Source organism: Paracoccus sp. KKT209 (genome assembly GCF_055635455.1).
The window spans coordinates 785,510-809,968 of the sequence record NZ_CM145758.1 but is presented as its reverse complement, the minus strand read 5'-3'; the positions used below and the strand labels follow the sequence as shown (position 1 = coordinate 809,968).

The following is a 24,459-nucleotide window of genomic DNA, read 5'->3' as shown; positions in this document are numbered from 1 at the left end:
CCGGGGTGGCGGATCTGTCGCGGTTGCGGGCAGGGGCCGGGCGGGATATCTGGCAGGGGCTTCACGTGACCGGAAGGACCGTCATGATCGTCATCATCGCCGCCATCATCGGCGCACTTCTGGGCTGGCGCCGCGCCGGCAGGCTGGGCGGAAACCGTCGCGACCGGGTGCAATATGCCATTGCCTTTGCGCTCGGCTTTGCGATGATCGGCCTCTTCGCCACGATCTTCGTTCACCGGATGGCCTGATGTTCCTGCCCTTTCTCGACAACCTGCGCCGGCAAGGGGTTCCGGTCTCGTTGCGGGAATGGCTGGACCTGATGGCCGGCCTGCAGGCCGGGATCGGCGGCTGGAGGGTCGAGGGCTTTTATGCCTTGGCGCGCCTGGTGCTGGTCAAGGACGAGCGGCACCTGGACCGGTTCGATCGCGCCTTTTCGGAAACCTTTTCCGGGCTGGAGGAGATCCCGGTCGAGGCGCTGGTGAACGAACGCGCCCTGCCGCGCGAATGGCTGGAAAAGCTGGCCGAAAAGCTGCTGAGCGACGAGGAGAAGGCCGCCATCCAGGGCAGCGGCAGCTTTGAGGCGCTGATGGAGAAGCTGCGCGAAAGGCTGGCCGAACAGCAGAGCCGCCATCAGGGCGGCAACAAGTGGATCGGCACCGCAGGCACCTCGCCCTTTGGCGCCTATGGCTACAACCCCGAAGGCGTGCGGATCGGCCAGCACGAGAGCCGCCACCGCCGCGCCGTCAAGGTCTGGGACAAGCGCGAGTTCCGCGACTTCGACGACCGGGTCGAGCTGGGCACCCGCAACATCAAGGTGGCGCTGAAGCGCCTGCGCCAATGGGCTCGCCACGGCGCCGCCGAGGAACTGGACCTGCCCGGCACGATCCGCGCCACCGCAGATCACGGCTATATCGACGTCAAGACCCGCCCCGAGCGCAGGAACGCCGTCAAGGTGCTGCTGTTTTTGGACGTGGGCGGCAGCATGGATGACCATATCCGCGTCGTGGACGAGCTGTTTTCGGCCGCGCGGTCCGAGTTCAAGCACATGCAGCACTTCTATTTCCACAACTGCCTTTATGAAGGGGTGTGGACCGACAACCACCGCCGCTGGACCGAACAGACGCCCACTTGGGACGTGCTGCATCGCTTTGGCCGGGACTACAAATGCATCGTCGTCGGCGACGCCTCGATGTCGCCCTACGAGATTGCCGTCCCCGGCGGCGCCAGCGAACACTGGAACCCCGAGGCCGGCGAGGTCTGGCTGCGCCGCCTGGCCGAGACCTGGCCCGATCATGTCTGGCTGAACCCCGTGCCCGAACAGCATTGGGGCCATACCCAGTCCATCGGCATGATCGGGCAGATCTTTCCCGACCGGATGATGCCGCTGACGCTGGACGGGCTGACGCGGGCCATGCGGCTCTTGGGATAATCCGCCGCAGGGATCTGGCGGGCCGCGGGACATGCGCCCATATTGGCAGCATGTTGAAGTTCGCGCCGATCCTGCTGCTGATCCTTTATGTGGCCGCCATGTGGTTCTTTTCCGCATGGCGCCTGAAGCAGGACCTGAACCAGAAATCGACGCCGCTGCGCCATCCGCGCCTGACCCCGATGCTGAAGCGGCTTGGCAGCGCCATGGGCGTGCCGCCGATCCAGGCCCATATCTACGAGGTCGAGCCGGTGAACGGGCTGGCCGCCCCCGACGGGCGCATCTTCCTGACCCGCGGCTTCATCCGCAAGCTGGACGCCTGCGAGGTCAGCGCCGAGGAAATCGCCAGCGTCATCGCGCATGAACTGGGCCATGTCAGCCTGGGCCATGCCCGGCGACGGATGATCGACTTTGCCGGGCAGAACGCGATCCGGCTGGCGCTGGCGGGGGTGCTGGGGCGGTTCCTGCCCGGCATCGGCGCCTGGATTGCCAGCGCGGTGGCCACCGCCGTCGCAGCCCGCCTGTCGCGGCAGGACGAATTCGAGGCCGACCGCTTTGCCAGCGCCCTGATGATCAAGGCGGGTTTCGGGACGGGGCCGCAAAAGGACCTGTTCCGCAAGCTGGACCGCCTGACCGGGCAATCGGGCGCAGGCGCCCCGGCCTGGTTCCTGTCGCATCCCCCGGTCGCCAAGCGCATTGCCGCGATCGAGGCGCACGAGGCGCGCTGGCAGGCCCGCTGAGCCCGTTCCAAGGGCTTGTCGCAGCAGGCGTTTCTCCTATGCTGCGCTGCGACAGAAAGGCCAGCCATGACCCGCCCCTTCCGCCGCCGCGTGCTGTACCTGCCGGGCTTCGACCCCATCCCCCCCCGCCGCTACCGCGAACTCTATCGCCGCGAGGGGGCCGAGCAGGCGCGGCTGTCGGGCTACCAGCTGGCGCTGCGGCCGGGCGGTGCGGATCGCAGGCGCTTTGCCTGGGCGGCCGACACGACCATCGACGGCCACAAGGCCGAGGCGCAGGTCGAGGTGCTGGTCTGGTCCGACCTGGTGCAGGCGTCGATGCGGCAGGGGATCGCCGGCACCTACCTGCAACTGGTGCGGACCGCCTGGACCTATGTCGCGACCGGTGCGCTGTGGCGGCTGGCGCGGCTGCGGCGCGGACCGGTGATCGCGGCGCTTTATCCCATCGCGGTGCTTCTGGCGCAGCTGGGGCTGGCCCTGCTGGCGGGCGGCCTTGCGGCATGGGCGGTCGCGGCCCTGGGCGGTGCCTGGCTGGCCCTGCCCGTCGGCGTGCTGGTGGCGGGGGCGGTCCTGTGGCTGGGGCGGCGGCTGGATCACCGGCTCTTTGCCTATTACCTGATGCATGACTATGCCTTCACCGCGGCGCACCAGGGCGCCTATCCCCCCGCGCTGGAGGAGCGGCTGGCCCAGTTCCGGCAGCGCCTGGCGCAGACGCTGGACGAGGATCTGGACGAGGTGCTGGTCGTCGGGCATTCCTCGGGGGCCTATCTGGCGGTCTCGCTGCTGGCGGACCTGCTGCGCGACCGCCCGGCGCGGCCGGACGGCCCGGCTTTGGCGCTGATGACCCTTGGGCATGTGGTTCCCATGGCGGCCTTCCTGCCCGGCGCGGCGCGGCTGCGGGCGGACCTGGCCTTCCTGTCGCAGGCGCCAGACATCTTCTGGCTGGACGTGACCGCGCCCGGCGATGCCTGCTGCTTTGCGCTGTGCGATCCGGTGGCGGTCTGTGGCGAGGCGGGGCCGCGGCAACGCTGGCCGCTGGTCATCTCGGCCGCCTACACCCACACCCTGTCGCCGGAACGGCAGAAGGCGATCCGCCACCGCTGGTTCCGGCTGCATTTCCAGTATCTTTGCGCCTTCGACCGGCCGGGCGATTACGACTATTTCGCCATCACCGCGGGACCCCTGACCTTGGCGGAGCGCTTTGCCGGGCGCAAGCCATCGCCCGGCAGGATCACCCGGCCGGTGGGGGCGCGCCCGTGACGCCGCCGCCGGCGCCACGTCCCCTCGGCGCCGAAGGGCGGGGCACCCTGCTGGGCCTGATGCGGGGCTTTCGCCGCGACCTGCTGTCGGCCCTGCCCGAGCGGCTCTATCGCGCCTGGATGGCCGAATTCCGCACCCCGATGATCCACAGCTTCTTCTGCAACGACCCCGCCCTGATCCGCCTGATCCTGCAGGAGCGTCCCGGTGATTTCCCGAAATCGAACCGGATGCGCGAAGGGCTGGCCCCGCTGCTGGGGAATGGCGTCTTCATCAGCAACGGCGAGGACTGGGCGCGTCAGCGGCGCATCATCGATCCCGCCTTCGAGGGGGGCCGCCTGCGCCACAGCCATGCGGCGATTTTGGATGCCGCCCGCGCCGCCGCCGCCCGCCTGGCGTCGGGCGAGGTGGACGTGGAGCCGCATTCCGCTCATGCCGCCGCCGACGTGATCTTTCGCACGCTGTTTTCCCTGCCGATCGAGGATGCGGTCGCGGCCCAGGTCTTTCGCGCCTTCCGCGCCCATCAGGAGGCGCAGCCGCTGGTCAACCTGGCGGCGCTGCTGCCCCTGCCCCGCTGGCTGCCGCGCCCGCATTCGCGCCGCACCCGCGCCACGGCCGGCCGCATCCGGGGGTTGATCCAGACATTGGTCGCCGACCGGATTGAGGCCATCCGCCAAGGCCGCGCGCCCCAGGATTTGGCCACCAAGATCATGATCACCCCGGACCCGGAAACCGGCCAGTGCTTTTCCCAGGCCGAGATGGTCGACCAGGTCGCGGTGATGTTCCTGGCGGGACACGAGACCAGCGCCTCGGTCCTGGGATGGGCGCTGTGGCTGCTGGCCGCGCATCCGGAGTGGCAGGACCGGGTCGCCGCCGAGGCGCATCTGCTGACCGATGATTTCGGCAGCCTCTCCGGCCTCAGGACCACCCGCGCCGTCTTTCGCGAGGCGCTGCGGCTTTATCCCGCCGTCGCGATGTTCGTCCGCGAGGCCACGCTGCCTGAAACCTTCCGCGATCGCCCCGTGCCCCGGGGGGCGCAGCTGGTGGTCTCGCCCTGGCACCTGCACCGCCACCAGCGCCTGTGGGACCGGCCCGACAGCTTCGAGCCGGGCCGGTGGGACACGCCCGAGGGCAAGGCCAGCGCCCGCGCGGCCTATCTGCCCTTTTCGGCGGGGCCGCGGGCCTGCCCCGGGGCGGGACTGGCCATGGCCGAGGGCGTCGTGATGCTGGCCACGATCGTCGCGGCCTGGCAGTTGCAGCCCACCGACCGCATCCCGCAGCCGGTCGCCCGCCTGACGATCCGGGCGCGCGACGGGATCTGGCTGCGCCTGTCGCCGCGCCCTTAGCGGAACAGGACCAGCGATCCCGGCGACCAGGCCAGGCGGGTGCGGGTGCCGACCTCTTGGATGTCGCGGCCAAAGACGTTGCGCATCGAGATCCGCACCGTCCGCGCCTTGCCGTCCACCCGCGCCGAGCCGTCCAGCCGCAGGTCGTAATAGGTCATGTCGCCGTAATAGACGACCTCGTCGATGGTCGCGCTGGTCTCGCGCGGCTGCGCATGGGTGGCGGTCGGCCCGACCAGCGTCATCGTCTCGGGGCGGAAGCCGATCATCGGCCCCTCGTCATCGGGGCTGGCGCGGCTGACCTGGGCGGCCGGCAGTTCGACCCGCCCCAGGCCCGCCACGTCCGCGGTCACGGTGCCGCCCCGTTCGGACAGGATATCAGCCGGCAGGAAGTTCATCACGCCGATGAAATCCGCGACCCTTCGCGTGGCCGGGCGGGCATAGAGCGCCTCGGGCCCGTCCAGCTGCGCGATCTCACCTTCGAACATGACGGCGATGCGGTCGGACATGACCAGCGCCTCCTCCTGGTCATGGGTGACCAGGACAAAGGTGATGCCGACCTGACGCTGCAGCTTGATCAGCTCGACCTGCATCTGTTCGCGCATCTTGCGGTCCAGCGCGGACAGGGGCTCGTCCAGCAGCAGGACCTTGGGTTTCAGGATCAGCGCTCGGGCCAGGGCCACCCGCTGGCGCTGCCCGCCCGACAGCGCGTGGGCCGACCGCGCGCCATAGCCCTTCAGGCCGACCATCGCCAGCGCCTCCTCGACCGCGGCGGCCTTGTCGGCCTTGGACCGGGGATCGCGACGCAGGCCGAAGGCCACGTTTTCCGCGACCGTCAGATGCGGAAAGATGGCATAGGACTGGAACACCATGTTGGTGGGCCGCTTGTTCGCCGGCACCTCGCCCATGTCGCGACCGTCGATCAGCACGACGCCGCTGCTGATGTCCTCGAACCCGGCGATGGTGCGCAGCAGCGTGGTCTTGCCGCAGCCCGACGGGCCCAGCAGCGAAAAGAACTCGCCCGCGCGGATGGTCAGGTCGATGCCCCGCAGCGCGTGATAGTCGCCATAGTATTTCTGGACGCCCTTGCATTCGATCATGGGCTTTGGCGCGTCGCTCACATCAGGCCTCCGGTCGGGGAGCCGCCGATGCGGGCATTGCCCCGGCGGCGGAAATATTCGCCGATCGCCAGCAGGACGACCGAGATGACGACCAGCACCGTCCCAAGCGCCATGATGACGGGGATCGCGCGCGGAAAGCGCAGCTGGCTGAAGATGTAGGTGGGCAGCGTCGGCTCGGTCCCGGCCAGGAAAAAGGCGATGATGAACTCGTCCAGGCTGATCGTGAACGAGATCAGCAGCGCGCTGATGATGCCTGGCATGACCAGGGGCAACGTCACCAGGCGGAACGCCCCCCATCTGCTTTCGCCCAGGTCATAGGCGGCCTCTTCCAGGGACCGGTCCAGGCTGGAAAAGGCGGTGGAGAGGATCGCGATCGCATAGGGCATGCAGATCAGCGTGTGCCCCAGGATCACCGTCAGGATCGACAGCTGGACGCCCAGGCCCAGCAGGACCACCAGCAGCGACATGGCCACGATGATCTCGGGCAGGACCATCGGCAGCATGATGAAGCCCATCATCCCGCCCCTGCCCGGAAAGGTGAAGCGGGTCGAGGCGCGGGCCGCGAAGATCCCCAGGCAGGTCGCCAGGATCGAGGCCGAGACGGCGATGGTCAGCGAATTCGTCAGCGCGCGCCGCAGCGTGGCATTGCCCCACATCTGCGCGAACCAGTCGGTCGTGAAGCCCTGCAGCGGAAAGGCGATGATCGTGCCGGAATTGAAGGCGAAGATCGGCAAAAGCAGGATCGGCGCATAAAGGAACAGCAGGTACAGCACCGCATAGGCCTGCAGGCCGCGGCCGCGGGAACGGTTCATTGGCGCACCTTCAGGAAACGGCGGTTCAGCGCCAGGAAGATCAGGCTGACCACCGCCACGATCAGCATCGTCGTGACCGCCAGCGCCGAGCCCAGGGGCCGGTTGTCCAGCGCCAGCATCTGCACCTGGATCAGGTTGGCGATCATCGGGATCTTGCCGCCGCCGATCACCTCGGGCGTGACATAGTCGCCGATCGTCGGGATGAAGACGATCAGCACGGCGGCGATGACGCCCGGCATGGCCAGGGGCAGCGTCACCCGCCAGAAGGTCATCGCCCGGCTTTCGCCCAGGTCGCGCCCGGCCTCCAGCAGGGAGCGGTCGATCTTTTCCAGCGCCACGAAGATCGGCAGGATCGCAAAGGGCGCATAGGCATGGGCCAGCGTGATCACGATCGAATTGACGTTGTAGAGGATGAAGGTCAGCGGCTCGTCGATGATCCCGAGGCCCGTCAGCGACGAATTGACGACGCCGTTATAGCCCAGGATCACCTTCCACAGGAACACCCGGATCAGGTAGCTGGTCCAGAAGGGGATGGTGATCAGGAACAGCCACATCGCCTTTTTCTCGGGGCGCACCATGAAGCTGACGTAATAGGCGACGGGAAAGGCCAGCAGCACGGTGGCCAGCGTCACCACCCCCGCCACGATCAGCGAGCGCATCATCACCACGCGGACGATCGGGTCGGTCAGGACCTGCAGGTAATTGTCCAGCGTCAGTTCGCGCAGCACCTCGAGGTAGCCGTCGGTCAGGAAGCTGTAGGCCAGGATCGTCAGCAGGGGCGCCGCCAGGATCAGCAGCGCGTAAAGGAACGGCGGCGCGATCAGCGACAGCCCTGCCCTTGCCTCCGCGTCGAGTTTGGCCCTGGCCATCGCATCCCTTCCCTGCCCGCCCCGATCCGCCGGAGTCTTTGGGCAATTCCTTCCATAGCTGCCGCGCAAGGAAAAGAGGTTTCTTAGCGCCACCAGCGGCCGGTGAACGCCAGCCGCGCCAGCGAGGCCCGGCGTTGGAAGGGCGTGATCGGCGGCATCTCGGCAAAGGGGTCCAGGCGGCCGGCCATGACCTCGGACAGCAGGCGCGGCACGCGGGGGCCGGGATAAAGCGCCGCCGCCACGCGGCCGGGGACCTTGCGGTGCAGCCGCGCGGCCATGCGCAGCCCGTCGCGCGCCTGGGTCGCCAGCGCCTGCACGACCTCTGGATCCGGCTGCGCCAGGCCCAGCCCCATTGCCTGCAATTGCGGCAGGGCGCGCAGCCAGGCGGCAATGCCCGCGCCGCGCGCCTGGTGGCCCACGATCTCTCGCGCGCCGTCGGGCGTGCCGCAGACCTGCGCGGCGGCCCACATCAGCCGGCCCGCCGTGGCGTCCACATAGGCGATGACCTCTGGCGCCGTGTCAAAGGTCTGACGCTCGCAGTCGCGCCGCCGGGCCTCGGCCAGACCGACCAGATCCCCTGCCCGTGCGCCCCAGGCCTCCCACAGGGGCGTCAGGACGTCATGCAGCGGCGGCGCCGTGCCGCGCCCCATCTCGGCCAGCCGGTCCACCCACCATTGCAGGCGCATCTCGGCCAGCATCGGCTCGGCCGACTGGAAGGGGGCGCGCGCGATCTCCAGGTTCAGTGCATAGAGCGTCACCAGCGCCGGCCGGTCCTCCGCCTGCGCGACCAGCACCGCACCAAAGCGATCCGGGTCGTGCTGGCGCAGCGCCTCGGTGCAGGCGTCCAGCGTCATGTGCCGTGGGTCCGGGCCAGATCCGCCAGCCGCGCCGGATCGAAGCCGGCCGCCAGCGCCCATTCGGGACCCGCGGGCGTGTCCTTCACCTCGACCCCGGCGGCCGCGAAACCGTCTCGGATGGCGTCGGCGCGGGCAAAGTCGCGCGATTTCCGCGCCTCCAGCCGCGCCGCCAGCAGCGCCTCGATTTGCGCCGCAGCAGCGTCGCCGGCCTCGGCCCATTCCCCCATCCCCGGCAGCAGCAGGCCCAGCATGCGCGCCGACGCCAGCAGTCCCGCGCCATCCCCCTGGGCCGCCAGTTCGTGCAACGCCGCGATCGCGCCCGCAGAGTTCAGGTCATCGGCCAGGGCCGCGATCACCGCGGGCGCCGGGGCGGGCGCGGGCTCGACACCCGCGACAAGGCCGCGCCACCGCCGAAGCACCGCCTCGGCCTCGGCGGCCTTGGCCTCGGTCCAGTCCATCGGCTTGCGGTAATGGGTGGACAGCATCACGAACCGGATCACCTCGCCCGGCACGCCCCGGTCCAGCAGGTCCCGGACGGTGAAGAAGTTGCCAAGCGACTTGGACATCTTCTTGCCCTCGACCTGCAGCATCTCGTTGTGCAGCCAGACATTGGCAAAACCCGCCCCCGGATGGGCGCAGCAGCTTTGCGCGATCTCGTTCTCGTGGTGCGGAAACTGCAGGTCGATGCCGCCGCCGTGGATGTCGAAATGCGGTCCCAGCAGCGCCGCCGACATGGCCGAGCATTCGATATGCCAGCCCGGCCGCCCGCGTCCCCAGGGGCTGTCCCAGCCCGGCAGGTCGTCGGTCGAGGGCTTCCACAGCACGAAATCCATCGGGTCGCGCTTGAAGGGCGCCACCTCAACCCGGGCGCCCGCGATCATGTCGTCCACCGACCGGCCCGACAGCTTGCCGTAATCGGGGAAAGACCGCACGTCGAACAGCACATGGCCCTCGGCCTCATAGGCGTGGCCGCGCGCGATCAGGTCGCGGGTCATCTCGATCATCTGGACGATGTATTCCGTCGCGCGCGGCTCGTGGTCGGGGCGCAGGGCGCCCAGTGCGTTCATGTCGGCGTGATACCAGGCGATCGTCTCCTCGGTCCGCTCGGTGACCAGCGCCTCCAGCGACAGGGGGCTGCCCAGGGCCTTGCGGCGCTGCGCCTCGGCGTTGATCTTGTCGTCCACGTCGGTGAAATTGCGCACATAGGTCACGGCACCATTACCGTATTCATGCCGCAGCAGCCGCACCAGCAGGTCAAAGACCAGGACCGGGCGCGCGTTCCCCAGATGGGCACGGTCATAGACGGTGGGTCCGCACAGATACAGCCGGACATTGGCGGGATCGATCGGGACAAGGTCCTCCTTGCGCCGCGTTCGGGTATTCGTCAGCCGGATCTGGACCATGGGGGCCTCATTGATGAAGTCGCAAGGATCTAGCGCATCGCGCCGCGGCTTTCCACCCACGCGATCTGGCGGGGCAGGCAGCGCGACAGCAGGTCATAGTCCTGGGTGATCGCCGCGCGCGCCGCCTGCCGGATGCGCGGTGCGTCGGGGTCGCCCTCAAGTCCCCGGATCAGCGCTCGGGACAGCGCGGGCACGTCAAAGAACGGCACCAGCCGCCCCGTCTCGCCCTCGCGGATCAGTTCGCGCACAGGCTCGGTGTCGGAACCGACCACATAGGCGCCGGTCGCCATCGCCTCGGTCAGCGACCAGGACAGCACGAAGGGATAGGTCAGATAGCAGTGGACCCGCGCCACCCGGATCAGCGACAGGTAGTCGTCATAAGGGACGCGCCCCAGGAAATGCACGCGCGACAGGTCCAAGGTGCCGCCCATCTCGGCCAGCAGCTTTTCCTTCCAGCTGCCGGCGTCCTGGGGCTTGGGGCCATAGCTGGTCCCCTCGGCCCCGACCAGCACGACCTGCGCCTCGGGCCGCGCCGCCAGCACCTGCGGCAGCGCGCGCATGAAGACATGAAAGCCGCGATAGGGCTCCAGCGAACGCGACACGAAGCTGAGGACCTCGTCCCCCGCGCGCAGGCTGCGCCCGCCGGGCAGGGTCAGCACGGCGGCCGGATCGGGGGCGACGCGGGCCGTGTCGATGCCGTCATGGATCACCGTGATCTTGCCGCGCAGCTCGGGCGGAAAGCTGTCGGCCTGATAGCGCGTCGGCGCGATGGCGGCATCGGCCTGGACCAGCGCCTGGATCAGGTGGGCCGAGCGGGCGACGGTCATGAAGCGCGCCTCGTCCCGGTCCGAGCCGATCTCGGGGTCGAAGCCCACGTCATGGCCGCGCGTGCGGTACATCAGCTCGGCATAGACCAGCAGCGTCGCCTGCGGCCAGATCTCCTTCAGGAACAGCGTTTCGCCCCAGCCAGGATGGCCGATGATGATGTCGGGGTGAAAGCCGTGGCGGTCGCGCAGCGCCCGCGCGCCCCGTGCCGCCAGCAACCCGCGTTCGGCATGTTCGGAATAGCTGCGCCCCAGCGGGCTGTCGGTGTTGACGGGCTCGGGCGCCTTGTAGCGCAGCGTCTTGATCGGGCTTGCGCGCTGATTGCGTTCATCCGTCAGGGCCAGGACCTCGTGGCCGCGTGCCGCCAGGGCCGGGGCCAGGTGGGGAAACTGGCCCGGAAAGTTCTGGTGGACGAACAGGATCTTCATGCCGGGGCGTCGGGAAAGGCCGCCTTCAGCAGCGCGCGGGTATAGTCCTGCTGCGGCGCGTCGAAGATCTGGGCGACGCTGCCCTGTTCGACCACCTCGCCCGCGCGCATGACCATGATGTGATGGGACATGGCGCGGACCACGCGCAGGTCGTGGCTGATGAACAGGAAGGCCAGCCCGTATTTCCGCTGCAGCCCGCGCAGCAGATCGACGATCTGCACCTGCACGGTCATGTCCAGCGCGCTGGTGGGTTCGTCCAGCACCACCACCTTTGGCCGCAGGATCATCGCGCGGGCGATGGCGATGCGCTGGCGCTGGCCGCCGCTGAATTCGTGCGGATAGCGGTGCATCATGTCGGGGTTCAACCCGACCTCGGCCATGATCTCGGCGACCATCTGGCGGCGGTCGCGGCCCGGTTCGACGCCGTGGACGCCCAGACCCTCGGTGATGATCTGCTCGACCGTCATGCGGGGCGACAGGCTGCCGAAAGGATCCTGGAACACGATCTGCATGTCGCGCCGCAGCCGGCGCAGCTGCTTGCCGCCCCAGCCCTGGATGTCCTGGCCCATGAACAGGATCGGGCCGTCGCTGTTGATCAGCCGCATGATCGCCAGGGCCAGCGTCGTCTTGCCCGACCCCGATTCCCCCACCACGCCCAGTGTTTCTCCGGCCCGAAGCGACAGGGTCGCGCCGTTCACCGCCTTCACATGGCCGACGGTGCGGCGCAGCAGCCCGCGCTGGATCGGGAACCAGACCTTGAGGTCGCGTGTCTCGACCAGCACCGGGGCATCCGCCGCGACGGGTTCGGCCTGACCCGTGGGTTCGGCCGCCAGCAGCTTTCGCGTATAGGGGTGCCGGGGACGGGCGAAGATGTCCTCGACCGCGCCCTGTTCGACGATCTCGCCGTCCTTCATCACGCAGACCCGGTCGGCGATGCGGCGCACGATGCCCAGGTCATGGCTGATGAACAGCATCGACAGGCCTTCGTCCGCCTTCAGTTCCGCCAGCAGCTCCAGGATCTGGGCCTGGATGGTGACGTCCAGCGCGGTCGTGGGCTCGTCCGCGATTAGCAGCTCGGGACCGTTGGCCAGGGCCATGGCGATCATCACCCGCTGCCGCTGGCCGCCCGACAGCTGGTGCGGGTAATCCGCCAGCCGGGTTTCCGGATCGCGGATGCCCACGCGGGTCAGCAGCTCGACGATCCGCGCCCGCGCCTTGGCCCCGGTCAGGCCCTGGTGCAGCGCCAGGCTTTCCGACAGCTGCTTTTCCAGCGTGTGCAGCGGGTTCAGCGAAGTCATCGGCTCTTGGAAGATGAAGCTGATGTCGTTGCCGCGAATCTCGCGCAGCGTGCGGTCGGAGGCACCGACCATCTGCCGCCCGGCATAGGTGACCGAGCCTTCGACCACCGCCGAGGCGCCCAGAAGCTGCACCGTGGACAGCGCCGTGATCGACTTGCCCGACCCGGATTCGCCCACCAGCGCGACGGTTTCGCCCCTGCCGATGTGAAAGCTGACGCCCTTGACCGCGGGCAGCAGCTGCCCCTCGGAGCGGAACCCGATGCGCAGGTCGCGCACCGCGAGGACCGCATCAGCCGGGGCCTCGGGCGTGGGGGTGGGACGCGTCTCGGCCTCGCCGGGCAGGCCGGGGCCATGATCCTCGTGGGCGGGGGCCGGGGCGGCGGGCATCAGGATGGTGGGCGGCAGCACCCTGGGATCGTCGGGGCGGCTCATCGGAAGGTCTTTCGCGGGTCAAAGGCGTCGCGCACGCCCTCGAAGATGAACACCAGCAGCGACAGCATGATCGCGAAGGTGAAGAACGAGGTGAAGGCCAGCCAGGGCGCCTGCAGGTTCTGTTTCGCCTGCAGCGCCATCTCCCCCAGCGAGGCCGACCCGGCGGGCAGGCCATAGCCCAGGTAGTCCAGCGCGGCCAACCCGCTGATCGTCCCGGTCACCACAAAGGGCAGCATGGTCAGCGTGGCGACCATGGCATTGGGCAGGATGTGGCGGAACATGATCTTGCGGTCGCTGACGCCCAGGGCCCGCGCCGCGCGCACATATTCGAAGTTCCGCGCCCTGAGGAATTCGGCCCGCACGACGCCCACCAGCGCCGGCCAGCCAAAAAGGATGGTGACGAAGACCAGCAGCCAGAAGCTGCGGCCCAGGATCGCAAACAGGATGATGATCACGTAAAGACCCGGCGTCGAGGCCCAGATCTCCAGCACCCGCTGAAAGACCAGGTCGGTGCGCCCGCCGAAATAGCCCTGCACCGCGCCAGCCGCGATCCCGATGGTCGAGGCGATCACCGTCACGATCAGCGTGAACAGGATCGAGGTGCGGAACCCGTAGATCACCCGCGCCAGCACGTCGCGCGCCGTGTCGTCCGTGCCCAGCCAGTGGTCGCCATCCGGCGCGCTTGGGGCGGTGCCCACGTTGTTGATGGTGCGATAGTGATAGGGGACCGGCGGCCAGATCATCCAGCCCTGCTCGGCCTGGGGGATGTCGCTGGCGCCCAGTTCGACGGCCTCCAGGATGCCTTCGGGATCGTCCCAGCATTCCTCGCGTCCGCCCGAGACGATCAGGCACTGCACCGCCTCGTCGCGATAGATCGCCTCGGTCCCGAAATCGCCGCCGAACGCGGTCTCGGGGTAGAAGTTGTAGGCCGGCCAGAACAGCTCGCCCCGGTAGCTGACCACGATCGGTTTGTCATTGGCCACGACCTCGGCCAGCATCGCGGTGACGAAGAGCAGGCTGAAGATCACCAGCGACCAGAAGGCGCGTCCGTTCCGGCGGAAATTGCGCCAGCGGCGGCGGTTCAGTTCCGACATCGCCATCAGCCGGCCCTTTTTTCAAAGTCGATGCGCGGATCGACGAAGACATACATCAGGTCGGACAGGATGCCGACGACCAGGCTCATCAGGCCGAAGACATAGAGCGTCCCGAAGATCACCGGATAGTCGCGCTGCACCGCCGCCTCGAAGCCAAGCCGCCCCAGCCCGTCCAGCGAGAAGATCGTCTCGATCAGGATGGAGGATCCGAAGAACACGCCCAGGAACATCGCCGGAAAGCCCGCGATCACGATCAGCATGGCGTTGCGGAAGACATGGCCGTAAAGGACGCGGCGTTCGGCCAGGCCCTTGGCACGGGCGGTCATCACGTATTGCTTGTTGATCTCGTCCAGGAAGCTGTTCTTGGTCAGCAGGGTCAGCGTCGCAAAGCTGCTGATCGTGGCGGCCGTCACCGGCAGGGCCGCGTGCCAGGCATAGTCCTTGATCTGGCCCCAGGTCGACAGATCGGCAAAGTTGTCGCTGGTCAGGCCGCGCAGCGGAAAGATCTGCCAATAGCTGCCGCCCGCGAACAGCACCATCAGCAGCACCGCGAACAGGAAGGCCGGGATCGCATAGGCCATGATGATCAGGCCCGAGGTCCAGGTGTCGAACCGCGACCCGTCCCGCACCGCCTTGCGGATCCCGAGGGGGATCGAGATGACATAGGCGATGAGCGTGGACCAGAGGCCAAGCGTGATCGACACCGGCATCTTTTCCACCACCAAATCGACCACGCTGATCGAACGGAACCACGAGGTGCCGAAATCAAACCTCAGGTAGTTCCACAGCATGGTCAGGAAGCGTTCGACGGGGGGCTTGTCGAAACCGAACTCGCGCTCCAGCTGGGCGATGAATTCGGGCGGCAGGCCACGGGCGCCCTCGTAGCCCGAGGCGCTGTCCTGCCCGGCCTCGGCGCCGCCTCCCGAGATGTTGCGGAAGACGTCGCCCTCGCCCTGGATCTGGGCGGCGATCTGTTCGATGGGGCCGCCCGGGACGAACTGCGTCAGCGTGAAATTGACCAGCATGATGCCGACCAGCGTCGGGATGATCAGCAGCAAACGCCGCAGGATATAGGCGCCCATCAGCCTGCCCCTTTTTCCCCCATGCAGGGATGTCCGGGCCTTGCCGGCCCCGTATCGTTGACCCGTCTTGTCGGCAATCCCGCCCCGGAAATCAAGCGAAATGCCCTAGCGGCGCAGGGCACCGGCGGCGCGCAGCGCCTCGGCCTTTTCGGCGTCGTACCACCAGAAATCCGTCTCGCCCAAGGAATAGGGGGGCAGCGTCTCGGGGCGGCCGAACTGGTCGTAATAGGCCACCAGGTGGTTCGGGTTGTACCATTGCGGCACCCAGAAATGCAGGCTGCGCAGCGCCCGGTCCAGGGCATGCACGCGGGTCGTCAGCTCGTCCTGGGTCTCGGCCGCCTCGACCTGGGTGATCAGGGCGTCGATGGCGGGATTGGCCAGGCCCATGACGTTGAAGACATCGCCCACATTGGCCGATCCGAAATACTGCTGCAGCCCCGAGCCCGGGATCTCGGGCTGGCCCAGATGGTCGCTGATCATGTCGAAATCGAAGCTGCGCTTGCGGTTCTCGTATTCGGCATTGTCGACGCGGCTGTTGCGGGCGTCGATGCCAAGCGCGCGCAGGTTTTCGACAAAGGGGTTGATGACCCGGTCAAAGGTCTGGCTGTCGTTCAGGATCTCCAGCCGCAGGACGTCGCCCTGGGCGTTGCGGCGCATCCCGTCGCTGCCGGTGGTCCAGCCGGCCTCGTCCAGCAAGGCGGCCGCGCGGCGCAGGTTGCCGCGATCCAGCTGGCGTTCGCCACTGGTGGGGGCGGTGGCGACCTCGGCGGTCAGGATGTCCTCGGGCAGGTCGGCGGCCAGCGGCTCCAGCAGGGCGCGCTCGGCCTCGGAGGGGGTGCCCGTGGCCTCCAGTGCGCTGTTTTCCCAGAAGCTGTCGACCCGGTCGTAGAGCCCATAGAACAGCGCCTCGTTCGACCATTCGAAGTTGAACATCAGCCCGATCGCCTCGCGCACGCGGCTGTCCTGGAACTGCGGCCGGCGCAGGTTCAGCGCCCAGGCCTGCCCCGAGGCGACATTGCCGTCCGGCAGCGTCTCCTGCCGGACCCAGCCATTGGTCAGGGCCGGGAAATCGTAGCGGTTCGCCCAGATGATGCTGCTGACCTCGCGGCGGAAGTTGTATTCGCCCGCCTTGAACGCCTCGAAGGCGGCATCGTAATCGGCGAAATACTCGATGCGCAGCGTGTCGAAGTTGTGCCGTCCGCGATTGATGGGCAGATCGGCGCCCCAGTAGTCGGGGTCCCGGCGATAGCGGACGCTGCGGTTCGGGTCCGCGCTGTCAAAGACATAGGGGCCCGACCCGACCAGCGGCGTCTGCATGGTCTGTTCCAGGTCGCGGTCATTCGCCTCGAAATCGGCGCGGCTGAAGATCGGCAGGCTGCCCACCGACTGGATCAGGTCGCGGCGGGGATAGTCGGGGGTGAAGTCGAAGCGGATGCGGTGGTCGTCCAGCACCTCGGCCTTGGCGACCTGCTGGCTGATGACCGTGCGAAAGCTGGACAAGCCCTTGTCGCGCAGGTTTTCATAGCTGAACAGCACGTCATGCGCGGTCAGCGGCGTGCCGTCGCTGAAGCGGGCTTCGGGGCGCAGGTTGAAGATCACCCAGTCGCGGCTTTCGGGATATTCCAGGCTTTCGCACAGCAGGCAATAGGCGGCGCCGACCTCATCCGCCGTGGTGGTCAGGATCGATTCCAGCATGACCGACGACAGCGCCACGGCCCGGCCCCGAAAGGTGAAGGGGTTGAAGTTGTCAAAGCCCGACGAGTTCGGGATCGACTGCGCCATCTCTCCGCCCTTCGGCGCATCCGGGTTCACATAGGGAAGATGGGTGAAGTCGGCCGGCAGGCGCAATTCGTCGAAGATCGAGACGCCATGCGTGCGGGTGATGTTTTCGTCGCCGCTGCCGCGCGCGCTGTCCGGGGCGTCCTGGGCCAGGCCCGGCTGTGCCAGCGCAAGGCCGGCGAAGAGGGTGGCAAGGATGGCGGTGCGGCGCATGGACTTGGCTCCTTGGCTGGGACCGGGCAAGGCTAGGCCAGCGGCGCCGCGTCCTTCAAGCCGCGTTTTCGTGAAGGGGCGCAGCCGATCGGCCATGGCCCACGAAAAAGGCGCGACCGATGGCCGCGCCCTTGTTCAGCATCTGCGATCTGGCCGCGATCAGGAATTGGTTTCCAGATAGGCGATCAGGTTGGCGCGCGCCTGCGGATCGCGGATGCCTGCAAAGCTCATCGCGGTGCCCGGAACGAAGCCACGCGGATTTTCGAGGAAGGCCTGCAGGTGGTCGGGGTCCCAGACGGGGTATTCGGCGGCATGTTCGCTCATCGCGCTGGAATAGCCAAAGCCCGCGACGCTGGCCGTTTCGCGGCCGACGACACCGTTCAGGTGCGGGCCGACGCCGTCGCTTCCGTCCAGTTGGTGGCAGGAGCGGCACTTGGCCCATTCCTTTTCACCCGCGGCCGCATCGGCCGAAGCCATCAGCGCGGCGAAGTCGATCTCCTCCTCCGCGGGGGCCTCGCCGCCGGCAGCCTCGGGAACAGGGATGGTATAGGCCTGGGTGATCTCGTGCTCGTCATGGCCACCGCCATGGCCCGCCGGACCGACATGGAACAGCGCGCTTGCGCCCCAGTTGGCCAGCATGAGGAACAGCAGCGCGCCGATGAACGCGCCGGCTGCCTTGGTCAGGGTCATGGTGTTGAACATCGCGTGCGGTTCCCGCCTTGGTAAGCTCGTCAATTCGTGCGGTATCTATCCGCTTTCGCTTTCGGGGATCAAGGTATAGTTACCCCGGCACGCTCAAATTTCGGACAAGCGGGGCCGCGTCATGACCACCAATTGCATCGCCTTCCAGGGAGAGCCCGGCGCCTACAGCCACGAGGCCTGCCGCACAGCCCGGCCGCAGATGGACGCCCTGCCCTGCCGCACATTCGAGGACGTGATCGAGGCCGTGCGCAGCCACGAGGCCGACCTGGCGATGCTGCCGGTCGAGAATTCGACCTATGGCCGGGTTGCCGATATCCATCATTTGCTGCCCGAATCCGGCCTGCACATCATCGAGGAGGCCTTTGTCCGGGTGCATATCAGCCTGCTGGCGGTGCCGGGCACGCCCCTGGCGCAGGTGCGCGAGGCGATGAGCCACACCGTTCTTCTGGGCCAGTGCCGAGGCTTCCTGCGCCAGCACGGGATCCGGTCGGTCACCGGTGCCGACACGGCCGGATCGGCCAAGGAGGTCGCGGCGCGCGGCAATCCGTCGCTGGCCGCGCTGGCCGCGCCCCTGGCCGGCGAGATTTATGGGTTGGAGCGGCTGGCCGACCAGATTGAGGACCGCCAGAACAACACGACCCGGTTCCTGATCATGTCGCGCCAGCCCGACTTCAGCCGACGGTCCGACCGGATGCTGACCAGCTTCGTCTTCCGCGTGCGCAACATTCCGGCCGCGCTCTACAAGGCGATGGGGGGATTTGCGACGAACGGCGTGAACATGACCAAGCTGGAAAGCTACATGGTCGACGGCGTCTTCACCGCAACCCAGTTCTATGCCGATGTCGAGGGGCACCCCGAGGACGAGAACCTGCGCCGCGCCCTGGACGAGTTGCGCTACTTCACGTCGAGCCTGGATGTTCTGGGTGTCTATCCGGCCGATCCGCTGCGCGAGGCACAGCGCCAGCCGGTCGAAGCCTAAGCGAGGCGCGGCCGCCCCGGCGTCGCGCCGGTCAGCCGGCGCGCATCTGTTCGACGAATTCCTCGATCCGGCGCTGATACCGGCGGTCAAGCTGCGCCTTGCCCAGCTTGGCGGTCTGCAGCATCAGCCGCGCCTTCATGTTCCGGGGCCGCAACTCGGTCTCGCAGATCAGGCGCGACCGCGAACGGCTGAGCGCCACCACGGTCACGCTGATCGCCAGGTCCAGCGCATCCGACCGGCCAGCCATCATCACCTGCTCGGGGCGGTCGAAACGGGTGACGGCCAGGCGCAGCGACCGCGCCCTGCCCCGCCAGTCGAAGCCGATGTTCCAGCCCAGACCGATTCCCGGCTCTTCCGACGGGGCGATACGGGTGACGGCGGCGCCCCGGCCGATCAGCAGCCGCTCCAGCGCGGCGAAATCGCCCACTGTGTCGAAAAGCTGCTCGGCGGGAAGATCGGTATCGATGCGTGTCAAGAACTTCATCTGAAACAACCCGCTGACCAGAGCAAAGCCCAAGCCGTCAGCATGGGCAGAACCATCCATCGGCTGATAATCCAGGGCGGGGTGGGTGTTCAACCAAGTCGTTAACATATGGATGGCTCACATGATGCCTAGGGCTGATTTTTTCATATTCCGACGGATAGAGCTTCTGTTCATCTAGCATAATTAGCCTAAAGGTTGAGTGAAATGAAAGATAAATGGTCGGATGCAACCTGCTGTTGCTGAAATGTCAAAAAACGGTCAGGCAGAGCCTGCCGGTGCCGCCGGTTGCGGCAGCGCCGGCACGGCTGTCGCCGGACGGCCCGCCACGGGTTGCAAGGAAACCGGTTCGCAGGGGGATGCGCCGCCGGATCGGGCCTCACAGGGCTGCGGGATGCGGCTGCGGATCATGGCCACCAGCGACCTGCACATGCATCTTCTGCCCTATGATTACCTGGCCGGCCGGCCTTCGGACCACATGGGGCTGGCGCGCACGGCGTCGCTGATCCTCGAGAAGCGTGCCGAGGTGCCGGCCTGCCTGCTGCTTGACAACGGCGACTTCCTGCAGGGCGGGCCGATGGGCGAGGTGGTCGCCCGCCGAAGCTGCACCGGACATGATCATCCCGCGATCGCCGCGATGAATGCCCTGGCCTATGACGCGGCAGCCTTGGGCAACCATGATTTCAACTTTGGCCTGACCTTCCTGCGCCGCAGCGTGGCCCGGGCCCGCTTTCCCGTGCTGGCGGCCAACCTGTCCATGCGCCAGGGCAAGGGTTTTGCCCCCTATGCCCTCCTTCAGCGGCAGCTGACCGATGCGGAGGGCCGGGTCCATCCGCTGCGCATCGGGGTTGTGGGCTTTCTGCCGCCGCAGACCGAGGAATGGGACAACGACCTGCGCCCCGTCATGCGCAGCACCGACATCATCGACAGCGCCCGGCAGGTCGTCCCGCGGCTGAAGGCATTGGGGGCCGACGTAATCATCGCGCTGGCCCATAGCGGCATCGGCCCTGCCGAGGCCCGCCCCCGGATGGAGCACGCGGCCACCGCCCTGGCGGCGCTGCCCGGCATCGACGTGGTCATCGCGGGCCACACGCACGAAGTTTTCCCGGCCCCGCACTGGCAGGGGCGCCCGGGGGTCGACCCCGTTCGCGGCACGCTTGCGGGCAAGCCGGCCGTCATGCCGGGCTTTGGGGGCTCGCATCTGGGGATGATCGACCTGGACTTCCGGATCGCTTCCACAGGCGCGCCGCAGATCGCGGGCTTTCGCGTCGCCTGCCTGCCCGTCGCGCCCGGCACGCCCTCGTCGCGCTTGGTGACGCGGCCGGTCGAGGCCGCGCATCGTGCCACGTTGCGGCAGCTGAGCACCCGGATCGGGCGCAGCGCCTCGCCGCTCAGCAGCCATTTCGCGGTCATCGGCCATGATGACGGGCTGCGGCTGGTGAACCTGGCGCAGCGCTGGCATGTCCGACGGCGTCTGGAGGGCACGGCCTTTGAACATCTGCCCGTGCTCTCGGCGACCGCGCCCTATCGCGCGGGGGGACGCGGGGGCGCGCATCACTATACCCATGTCGCGCCGGGGCGGCTGAACCTGCGGCACATCGCCGACCTTTATTCCTTTCCGAACCGGGTGACGGCGATCCGGCTGTCGGGGGCCCAGCTGCGCGACTGGCTGGAACGGTCGGCCAGCATGTTCAACCGGGTGGACCTAGGGGCGCGGGACGTCCCGCTGCAGAATCCCGATTTTCCCATCTACAATTTCGACGTGATCGACGGCGTGACCTGGCGGATCGACCTGTCGCAGCCGGCGCGGTTCCACCCCGACGGGCGCCTGGCGGATGCCGGGGCGCGCCGCATCCGCGACCTGCGCTGGCAATCGGGGCGCGTGGGCGACGACGACGCCTTCATCCTGGCGACCAATTCCTATCGCCTGGCAGGCTGCGGCCTCTTCAGCCCGCTGGTGTCGGGAAACGAGGTCGTCCTGGCCCGCGATGCCCTGACCCAGGACGTGCTGCGCCGCTATATCCGGCAGCGGCGCAGGATCTCTCTTCCGCTGCGGTCCAGCTGGCGCTTTCTGGCGCAGCCCGAAAGCTCGGTCCTGTTCCACACCGCGCCCGATGCCAGCCGGCGCCACCTGCCCGAGGCCCATCGGCTGGAACCCCTGGGCCAGACGCCGGACGGGTTCCAGCTGATGCGCTACTTTCTCTAGCGGTCCGCGCGACGGGCTTGCATCCCCCGTCCGTCCGCCCTATTTGTCCCCGCGAGAGGTTGGCGCGGGCAGACGCCTCGCCAACTCGGTCAGGTCCGGAAGGAAGCAGCCGTAACGAGTCCCGTTTGGGTCGTTGTCCAGCCTCTCACCCGATCCCCCCGCAGCACAGATCCGCATCACCGCGACGCAGGGGCCCGGCCCCGATCTGGTTGTGGCGCTGTGCCGGCCCCGCTAAGGTGGCGCGACGCCCGAGGGACCCATGACCGACACCAAACCCGCCTACCAGGTTCTGGCCCGGAAATACCGGCCCGAGACATTCGCCGACCTGGTGGGCCAGGACGCCATGGTGCGCACGCTGAAGAACGCCTTTGCCGCGGACCGCATCGCGCAGGCCTTCATCATGACGGGCATCCGGGGCACCGGAAAGACCACCACCGCACGGATCATCGCCAAGGGCATGAACTGCATCGGCCCCGACGGCACCGGCGGCCCCACCACCGAACCCTGCGGCGTCTGCGAGCATTGCGTGGCCATCAGCGAAGGCCGCCATGTCGACGTGATGGAGATGGACGCGGCATCGCGCACCGGCGTGGGCGACATCCGCGAGATCATCGAATCGGTGCATTACCGGGCGGCGTCCGCACGCTACAAGATCTACATCATCGACGAGGTCCACATGCTGTCCACCAGCGCGTTCAACGCGCTGCTGAAGACGCTGGAGGAACCGCCCCCGCATGTAAAGTTCATCTTTGCCACCACGGAGATTCGCAAGGTTCCCGTCACGGTCCTGTCGCGCTGCCAGCGCTTTGACCTGCGCCGGATCGAGCCCGAGGTGATGATCGCGCTGCTGAAGCGCATCGCCGGGGCCGAAGGGGCCATGATTACCGACGACGCGCTGGCGCTGATCACGCGGGCGGCCGAAGGCTCTGCCAGGGACGCGACCAGCCTTCTGGACCAGTCGATCAGCCACGGCGCTGGGGAAACCACCGCCGACCAAGTGCGCGCGATGCTGGGTCTGGCCGATCGGGGCCGGGTGCTCGATTTGTTCGAGATGGTGCTGCGCGGCGATGCCGCCGCCGCCCTGACGGAACTGCAGTCGCAATATGCCGACGGCGCCGATCCGGTGGCCGTGCTGCGCGACCTGGCCGAGGTCACGCACTGGATCTCGGTCGTCAAGATCACGCCCGATGCGCTGGAGGATCCCACGATCTCTCCCGATGAGCGGGCGCGCGGCAAGGACCTGGCCGAACGCCTGCCGATGCGGGTCATGTCGCGCATGTGGCAATTGCTGCTGAAGGCGCTGGAGGAGGTCTCGGCCGCCCCGAACGCGATGATGGCCGCCGAAATGGCGATCATCCGCCTGACCCATGTGGCCGACCTGCCCGATCCCGAGGCGCTGATCCGCCGCGTGCAGCAGGCGCAGACGGCCGGCGAATTCACCCGCGGCCCGGCGCTGCAAGGGGCCGCGCCCGCCAGCGCCCCGCAGGCGATGCGCCGCGCGCGCCCGGCGCCGCAGGTCCAGCCTTCGGGGGCCGCCACCGCGCTGGCCGTGTCGCCGGACGTGCTGGAGAGCTATCCCGATTTCGCCTCGGTGGTGGAACTGATCTCGCGCATGCGCGACATGACGCTGCTGGTCATGGTCGAGCGCCACGTGGCCCTGGTCCGCTACAGCCCCGGCCGGATCGAGTTCGAGCCGCGCGACAATCCGCCCGCAGACCTTGCGCAGCGCCTGGCCGAACGGCTGCGCGGCTGGACCAGCGGGCAGCGATGGGCGGTGAGCGTCACCAATTCCGGCGGCGCGCCGACCATCGCCGAGACCCGCGCGGCCGAGGCGCGTGCCGCGCGCGACCGCGCGATGGCGCTGCCGATCGTCCAGCAGGTCATGGCGGCCTTTCCCGGCGCCACGCTGACCAGCATCACCCGCGCCGCACCCCCGCCGCGCGAGGTCGAGGACCTGGCCGAGGGCGCAGCCAACCCCCATGACGGAACCGAAGGCCCGGTGGCCGAGGTTGAGGAGTGGGACCCGTTCGAAGATGAGGATTAAGCGATGATCAAGGGATTGGGCGGCTTTGGCGACATGGCCAAGATGATGAAGGCCGCCAAGGACATGCAGGACAAGATGGCGCAGGTGCAGGAAGACCTGGCCCGCATCACCGTCACCGGCGAATCCGGCGCGGGCCTGGTCAAGGCGACCTGCACCGCCAAGGGAGAGCTGACCGCGCTGGACATCGACCCGTCGATCTTCGTGCCCTCGGAAAAGGAAGTGGTCGAGGACCTGATCCTGGCCGCGATCAAGGAGGCGCAGCGCGCCGCCGAGGAGCGGATGCAGTCCGAGATGGGCAAGATGACCGAAGGGCTGGGCCTGCCGCCTGGCATGAAGCTGCCGTTCTGACCCGATGGCGCAGGGCAGCGACGACATCCAGGCGCTGATCGCGCTGATGGCCCGGTTGCCGGGCCTGGGCCCGCGATCGGCGCGGCGCATCGTGCTGCAACTGATCCGCCGCCGCAGCCAGCAGATGGTGCAGCTGGCGCAGCTGCTGGACCGGGTGGCGCTGAATTCGCGCGAATGCGTGACCTGCGGCAACATCACCGACCGCGACGAATGCGCGATCTGCGCCGATCCCGCCCGCGCCACCGGAGAGATCTGCGTGGTCCAGGACGTGGCCGACCTCTGGGCGCTGGAACGGGGGCAGGCCTTCCGGGGCCGCTATCATGTCCTGGGCGGCACGCTGTCGGCGCTGGACGACATCGGCCCGGACGAACTGGGCATCCCGGACCTGATCGGCCGCATCCATGCCGAACGCATCACCGAGGTGATCCTGGCCCTGAACGCCACGGTCGAGGGCCAGACCACCGCCCATTACATCGCCGATGCGCTGGAAGGGACCGCCATCACGGTGACCGGGCTGGCGCAGGGCGTCCCCATCGGCGGAGAGCTGGACTATCTGGACGACGGCACGATCAGCGCCGCATTGCGGGCCCGGCGCCGGCTGTGACGCGGGTCGATCAAGACGGATTGTGTCAAATCATCACCAAATCCTGACCTGACCCCGCGTCGCCAGCCGGACAGCTTGGGTTGATTCGCGAAGCTTTTGACGACAAAAGACCGAAACGA

General features: G+C 68.0%; 22 protein-coding genes and 1 other RNA gene. 11 read left to right on the top strand and 12 right to left on the bottom strand.

The window, feature by feature from the left end; genetic code table 11:
- Positions 1 to 65 precede the first annotated feature (65 nt).
- The 5 genes from ACZ2G3_RS04050 to ACZ2G3_RS04030 all read left to right on the top strand — a co-directional run bounded on the left by ACZ2G3_RS04050 (position 66) and on the right by ACZ2G3_RS04030 (position 4,766).
- Positions 66 to 248 carry a hypothetical protein gene (locus ACZ2G3_RS04050; RefSeq protein WP_419268946.1) on the top strand — a complete coding sequence of 61 codons (183 nt, stop codon included), beginning with the start codon at positions 66 to 68 and terminating at the stop codon, positions 246 to 248.
- A complete protein-coding gene (locus ACZ2G3_RS04045) occupies positions 248 to 1,429 on the top strand; it encodes a vWA domain-containing protein (RefSeq protein ID WP_470397815.1) in 1,182 nt (393 codons plus the stop codon). The genes ACZ2G3_RS04050 and ACZ2G3_RS04045 overlap by 1 nt, the downstream gene beginning before the upstream one ends.
- A 50-nt stretch (positions 1,430 to 1,479) precedes the next feature.
- Positions 1,480 to 2,166 carry a M48 family metallopeptidase gene (locus ACZ2G3_RS04040; RefSeq protein WP_470397813.1) on the top strand — a complete coding sequence of 229 codons (687 nt, stop codon included), beginning with the start codon at positions 1,480 to 1,482 and terminating at the stop codon, positions 2,164 to 2,166.
- 66 nt (positions 2,167 to 2,232) lie between these two features.
- Positions 2,233 to 3,423, top strand: coding sequence for a hypothetical protein (locus ACZ2G3_RS04035; RefSeq protein ID WP_470397811.1), 1,191 nt, complete (start codon positions 2,233 to 2,235; stop codon positions 3,421 to 3,423).
- Positions 3,420 to 4,766 (top strand): cytochrome P450, encoded by a 1,347-nt coding sequence (locus tag ACZ2G3_RS04030; RefSeq protein WP_470397810.1) that lies wholly within the window; start codon positions 3,420 to 3,422, stop codon positions 4,764 to 4,766. The genes ACZ2G3_RS04035 and ACZ2G3_RS04030 overlap by 4 nt, the downstream gene beginning before the upstream one ends.
- Here the strand turns inward: ACZ2G3_RS04030 and ACZ2G3_RS04025 are convergent.
- The 11 genes from ACZ2G3_RS04025 to ACZ2G3_RS03975 form a co-directional block, all read right to left on the bottom strand.
- Positions 4,763 to 5,884 (bottom strand): ABC transporter ATP-binding protein, encoded by a 1,122-nt coding sequence (locus ACZ2G3_RS04025; RefSeq protein ID WP_470397809.1) that lies wholly within the window; start codon positions 5,882 to 5,884, stop codon positions 4,763 to 4,765. The two genes, ACZ2G3_RS04030 and ACZ2G3_RS04025, sit on opposite strands and share 4 nt — an antisense overlap.
- Positions 5,881 to 6,696, bottom strand: coding sequence for an ABC transporter permease (locus tag ACZ2G3_RS04020; RefSeq protein WP_419268952.1), 816 nt, complete (start codon positions 6,694 to 6,696; stop codon positions 5,881 to 5,883). The genes ACZ2G3_RS04025 and ACZ2G3_RS04020 overlap by 4 nt, the downstream gene beginning before the upstream one ends.
- Complete coding sequence (locus ACZ2G3_RS04015) at positions 6,693 to 7,565, bottom strand: ABC transporter permease (RefSeq protein WP_470397807.1); 873 nt, start codon at positions 7,563 to 7,565, stop codon at positions 6,693 to 6,695. Before ACZ2G3_RS04015 ends, ACZ2G3_RS04020 begins: the two co-directional genes overlap by 4 nt.
- Positions 7,566 to 7,648: 83 nt before the next feature.
- Entirely contained in the window at positions 7,649 to 8,419 is a 771-nt protein-coding gene (locus tag ACZ2G3_RS04010) for a squalene/phytoene synthase family protein (protein ID WP_470397805.1), read from the bottom strand.
- Positions 8,416 to 9,825 carry a cysteine--tRNA ligase gene (gene cysS, locus ACZ2G3_RS04005; RefSeq protein WP_470397804.1) on the bottom strand — a complete coding sequence of 470 codons (1,410 nt, stop codon included), beginning with the start codon at positions 9,823 to 9,825 and terminating at the stop codon, positions 8,416 to 8,418. Before cysS ends, ACZ2G3_RS04010 begins: the two co-directional genes overlap by 4 nt.
- A 29-nt stretch (positions 9,826 to 9,854) precedes the next feature.
- The gene (locus ACZ2G3_RS04000) at positions 9,855 to 11,078 is read right to left on the bottom strand and encodes a glycosyltransferase (protein ID WP_470397803.1); all 1,224 of its coding nucleotides are present in this window, start codon (positions 11,076 to 11,078) and stop codon (positions 9,855 to 9,857) included.
- Positions 11,075 to 12,808, bottom strand: a complete 1,734-nt coding sequence (locus ACZ2G3_RS03995) for an ABC transporter ATP-binding protein (RefSeq protein WP_470397802.1) — start codon at positions 12,806 to 12,808, stop codon at positions 11,075 to 11,077. Before ACZ2G3_RS03995 ends, ACZ2G3_RS04000 begins: the two co-directional genes overlap by 4 nt.
- Positions 12,805 to 13,908, bottom strand: a complete 1,104-nt coding sequence (locus ACZ2G3_RS03990; protein WP_419268960.1) for an ABC transporter permease — start codon at positions 13,906 to 13,908, stop codon at positions 12,805 to 12,807. The genes ACZ2G3_RS03995 and ACZ2G3_RS03990 overlap by 4 nt, the downstream gene beginning before the upstream one ends.
- The gene (locus ACZ2G3_RS03985; RefSeq protein WP_470397800.1) at positions 13,908 to 14,984 is read right to left on the bottom strand and encodes a microcin C ABC transporter permease YejB; all 1,077 of its coding nucleotides are present in this window, start codon (positions 14,982 to 14,984) and stop codon (positions 13,908 to 13,910) included. Before ACZ2G3_RS03985 ends, ACZ2G3_RS03990 begins: the two co-directional genes overlap by 1 nt.
- A gap of 105 nt (positions 14,985 to 15,089) precedes the next feature.
- Positions 15,090 to 16,976: an extracellular solute-binding protein gene (locus ACZ2G3_RS03980; RefSeq protein WP_470397799.1), complete on the bottom strand. Its 1,887-nt coding sequence runs from the start codon at positions 16,974 to 16,976 to the stop codon at positions 15,090 to 15,092.
- 159 nt (positions 16,977 to 17,135) lie between these two features.
- The gene (locus ACZ2G3_RS03975; RefSeq protein WP_470397798.1) at positions 17,136 to 17,678 is read right to left on the bottom strand and encodes a c-type cytochrome; all 543 of its coding nucleotides are present in this window, start codon (positions 17,676 to 17,678) and stop codon (positions 17,136 to 17,138) included.
- 121 nt (positions 17,679 to 17,799) lie between these two features.
- Between ACZ2G3_RS03975 and ACZ2G3_RS03970 the strand changes: the two genes are divergently transcribed.
- Positions 17,800 to 18,657, top strand: coding sequence for a prephenate dehydratase (locus tag ACZ2G3_RS03970; protein WP_470397797.1), 858 nt, complete (start codon positions 17,800 to 17,802; stop codon positions 18,655 to 18,657).
- 31 nt (positions 18,658 to 18,688) lie between these two features.
- Here the strand turns inward: ACZ2G3_RS03970 and ACZ2G3_RS03965 are convergent, their stop codons facing one another.
- Positions 18,689 to 19,234 (bottom strand): hypothetical protein, encoded by a 546-nt coding sequence (locus ACZ2G3_RS03965; RefSeq protein WP_470397795.1) that lies wholly within the window; start codon positions 19,232 to 19,234, stop codon positions 18,689 to 18,691.
- A gap of 298 nt (positions 19,235 to 19,532) precedes the next feature.
- On the opposite strand from ACZ2G3_RS03965, the gene ACZ2G3_RS03960 reads away from it, so the two are divergent.
- The 5 genes from ACZ2G3_RS03960 (at position 19,533) to recR (ending at position 24,340) form a co-directional block, all read left to right on the top strand.
- On the top strand, positions 19,533 to 21,344 hold the full coding sequence (locus ACZ2G3_RS03960) for a bifunctional 2',3'-cyclic-nucleotide 2'-phosphodiesterase/3'-nucleotidase (protein WP_470397793.1): 1,812 nt from the start codon (positions 19,533 to 19,535) through the stop codon (positions 21,342 to 21,344).
- Between the two features lie 53 nt (positions 21,345 to 21,397).
- Positions 21,398 to 21,494: signal recognition particle sRNA small type (ffs, locus tag ACZ2G3_RS03955), an RNA gene on the top strand.
- Positions 21,495 to 21,603: 109 nt separating this feature from the next.
- Positions 21,604 to 23,388: a DNA polymerase III subunit gamma/tau gene (locus tag ACZ2G3_RS03950; RefSeq protein WP_470397791.1), complete on the top strand. Its 1,785-nt coding sequence runs from the start codon at positions 21,604 to 21,606 to the stop codon at positions 23,386 to 23,388.
- 3 nt (positions 23,389 to 23,391) lie between these two features.
- On the top strand, positions 23,392 to 23,736 hold the full coding sequence (locus ACZ2G3_RS03945; RefSeq protein WP_419268969.1) for a YbaB/EbfC family nucleoid-associated protein: 345 nt from the start codon (positions 23,392 to 23,394) through the stop codon (positions 23,734 to 23,736).
- Between the two features lie 4 nt (positions 23,737 to 23,740).
- Positions 23,741 to 24,340, top strand: a complete 600-nt coding sequence (gene recR / locus ACZ2G3_RS03940) for a recombination mediator RecR (protein ID WP_470397789.1) — start codon at positions 23,741 to 23,743, stop codon at positions 24,338 to 24,340.
- Positions 24,341 to 24,459 lie beyond the last annotated feature (119 nt).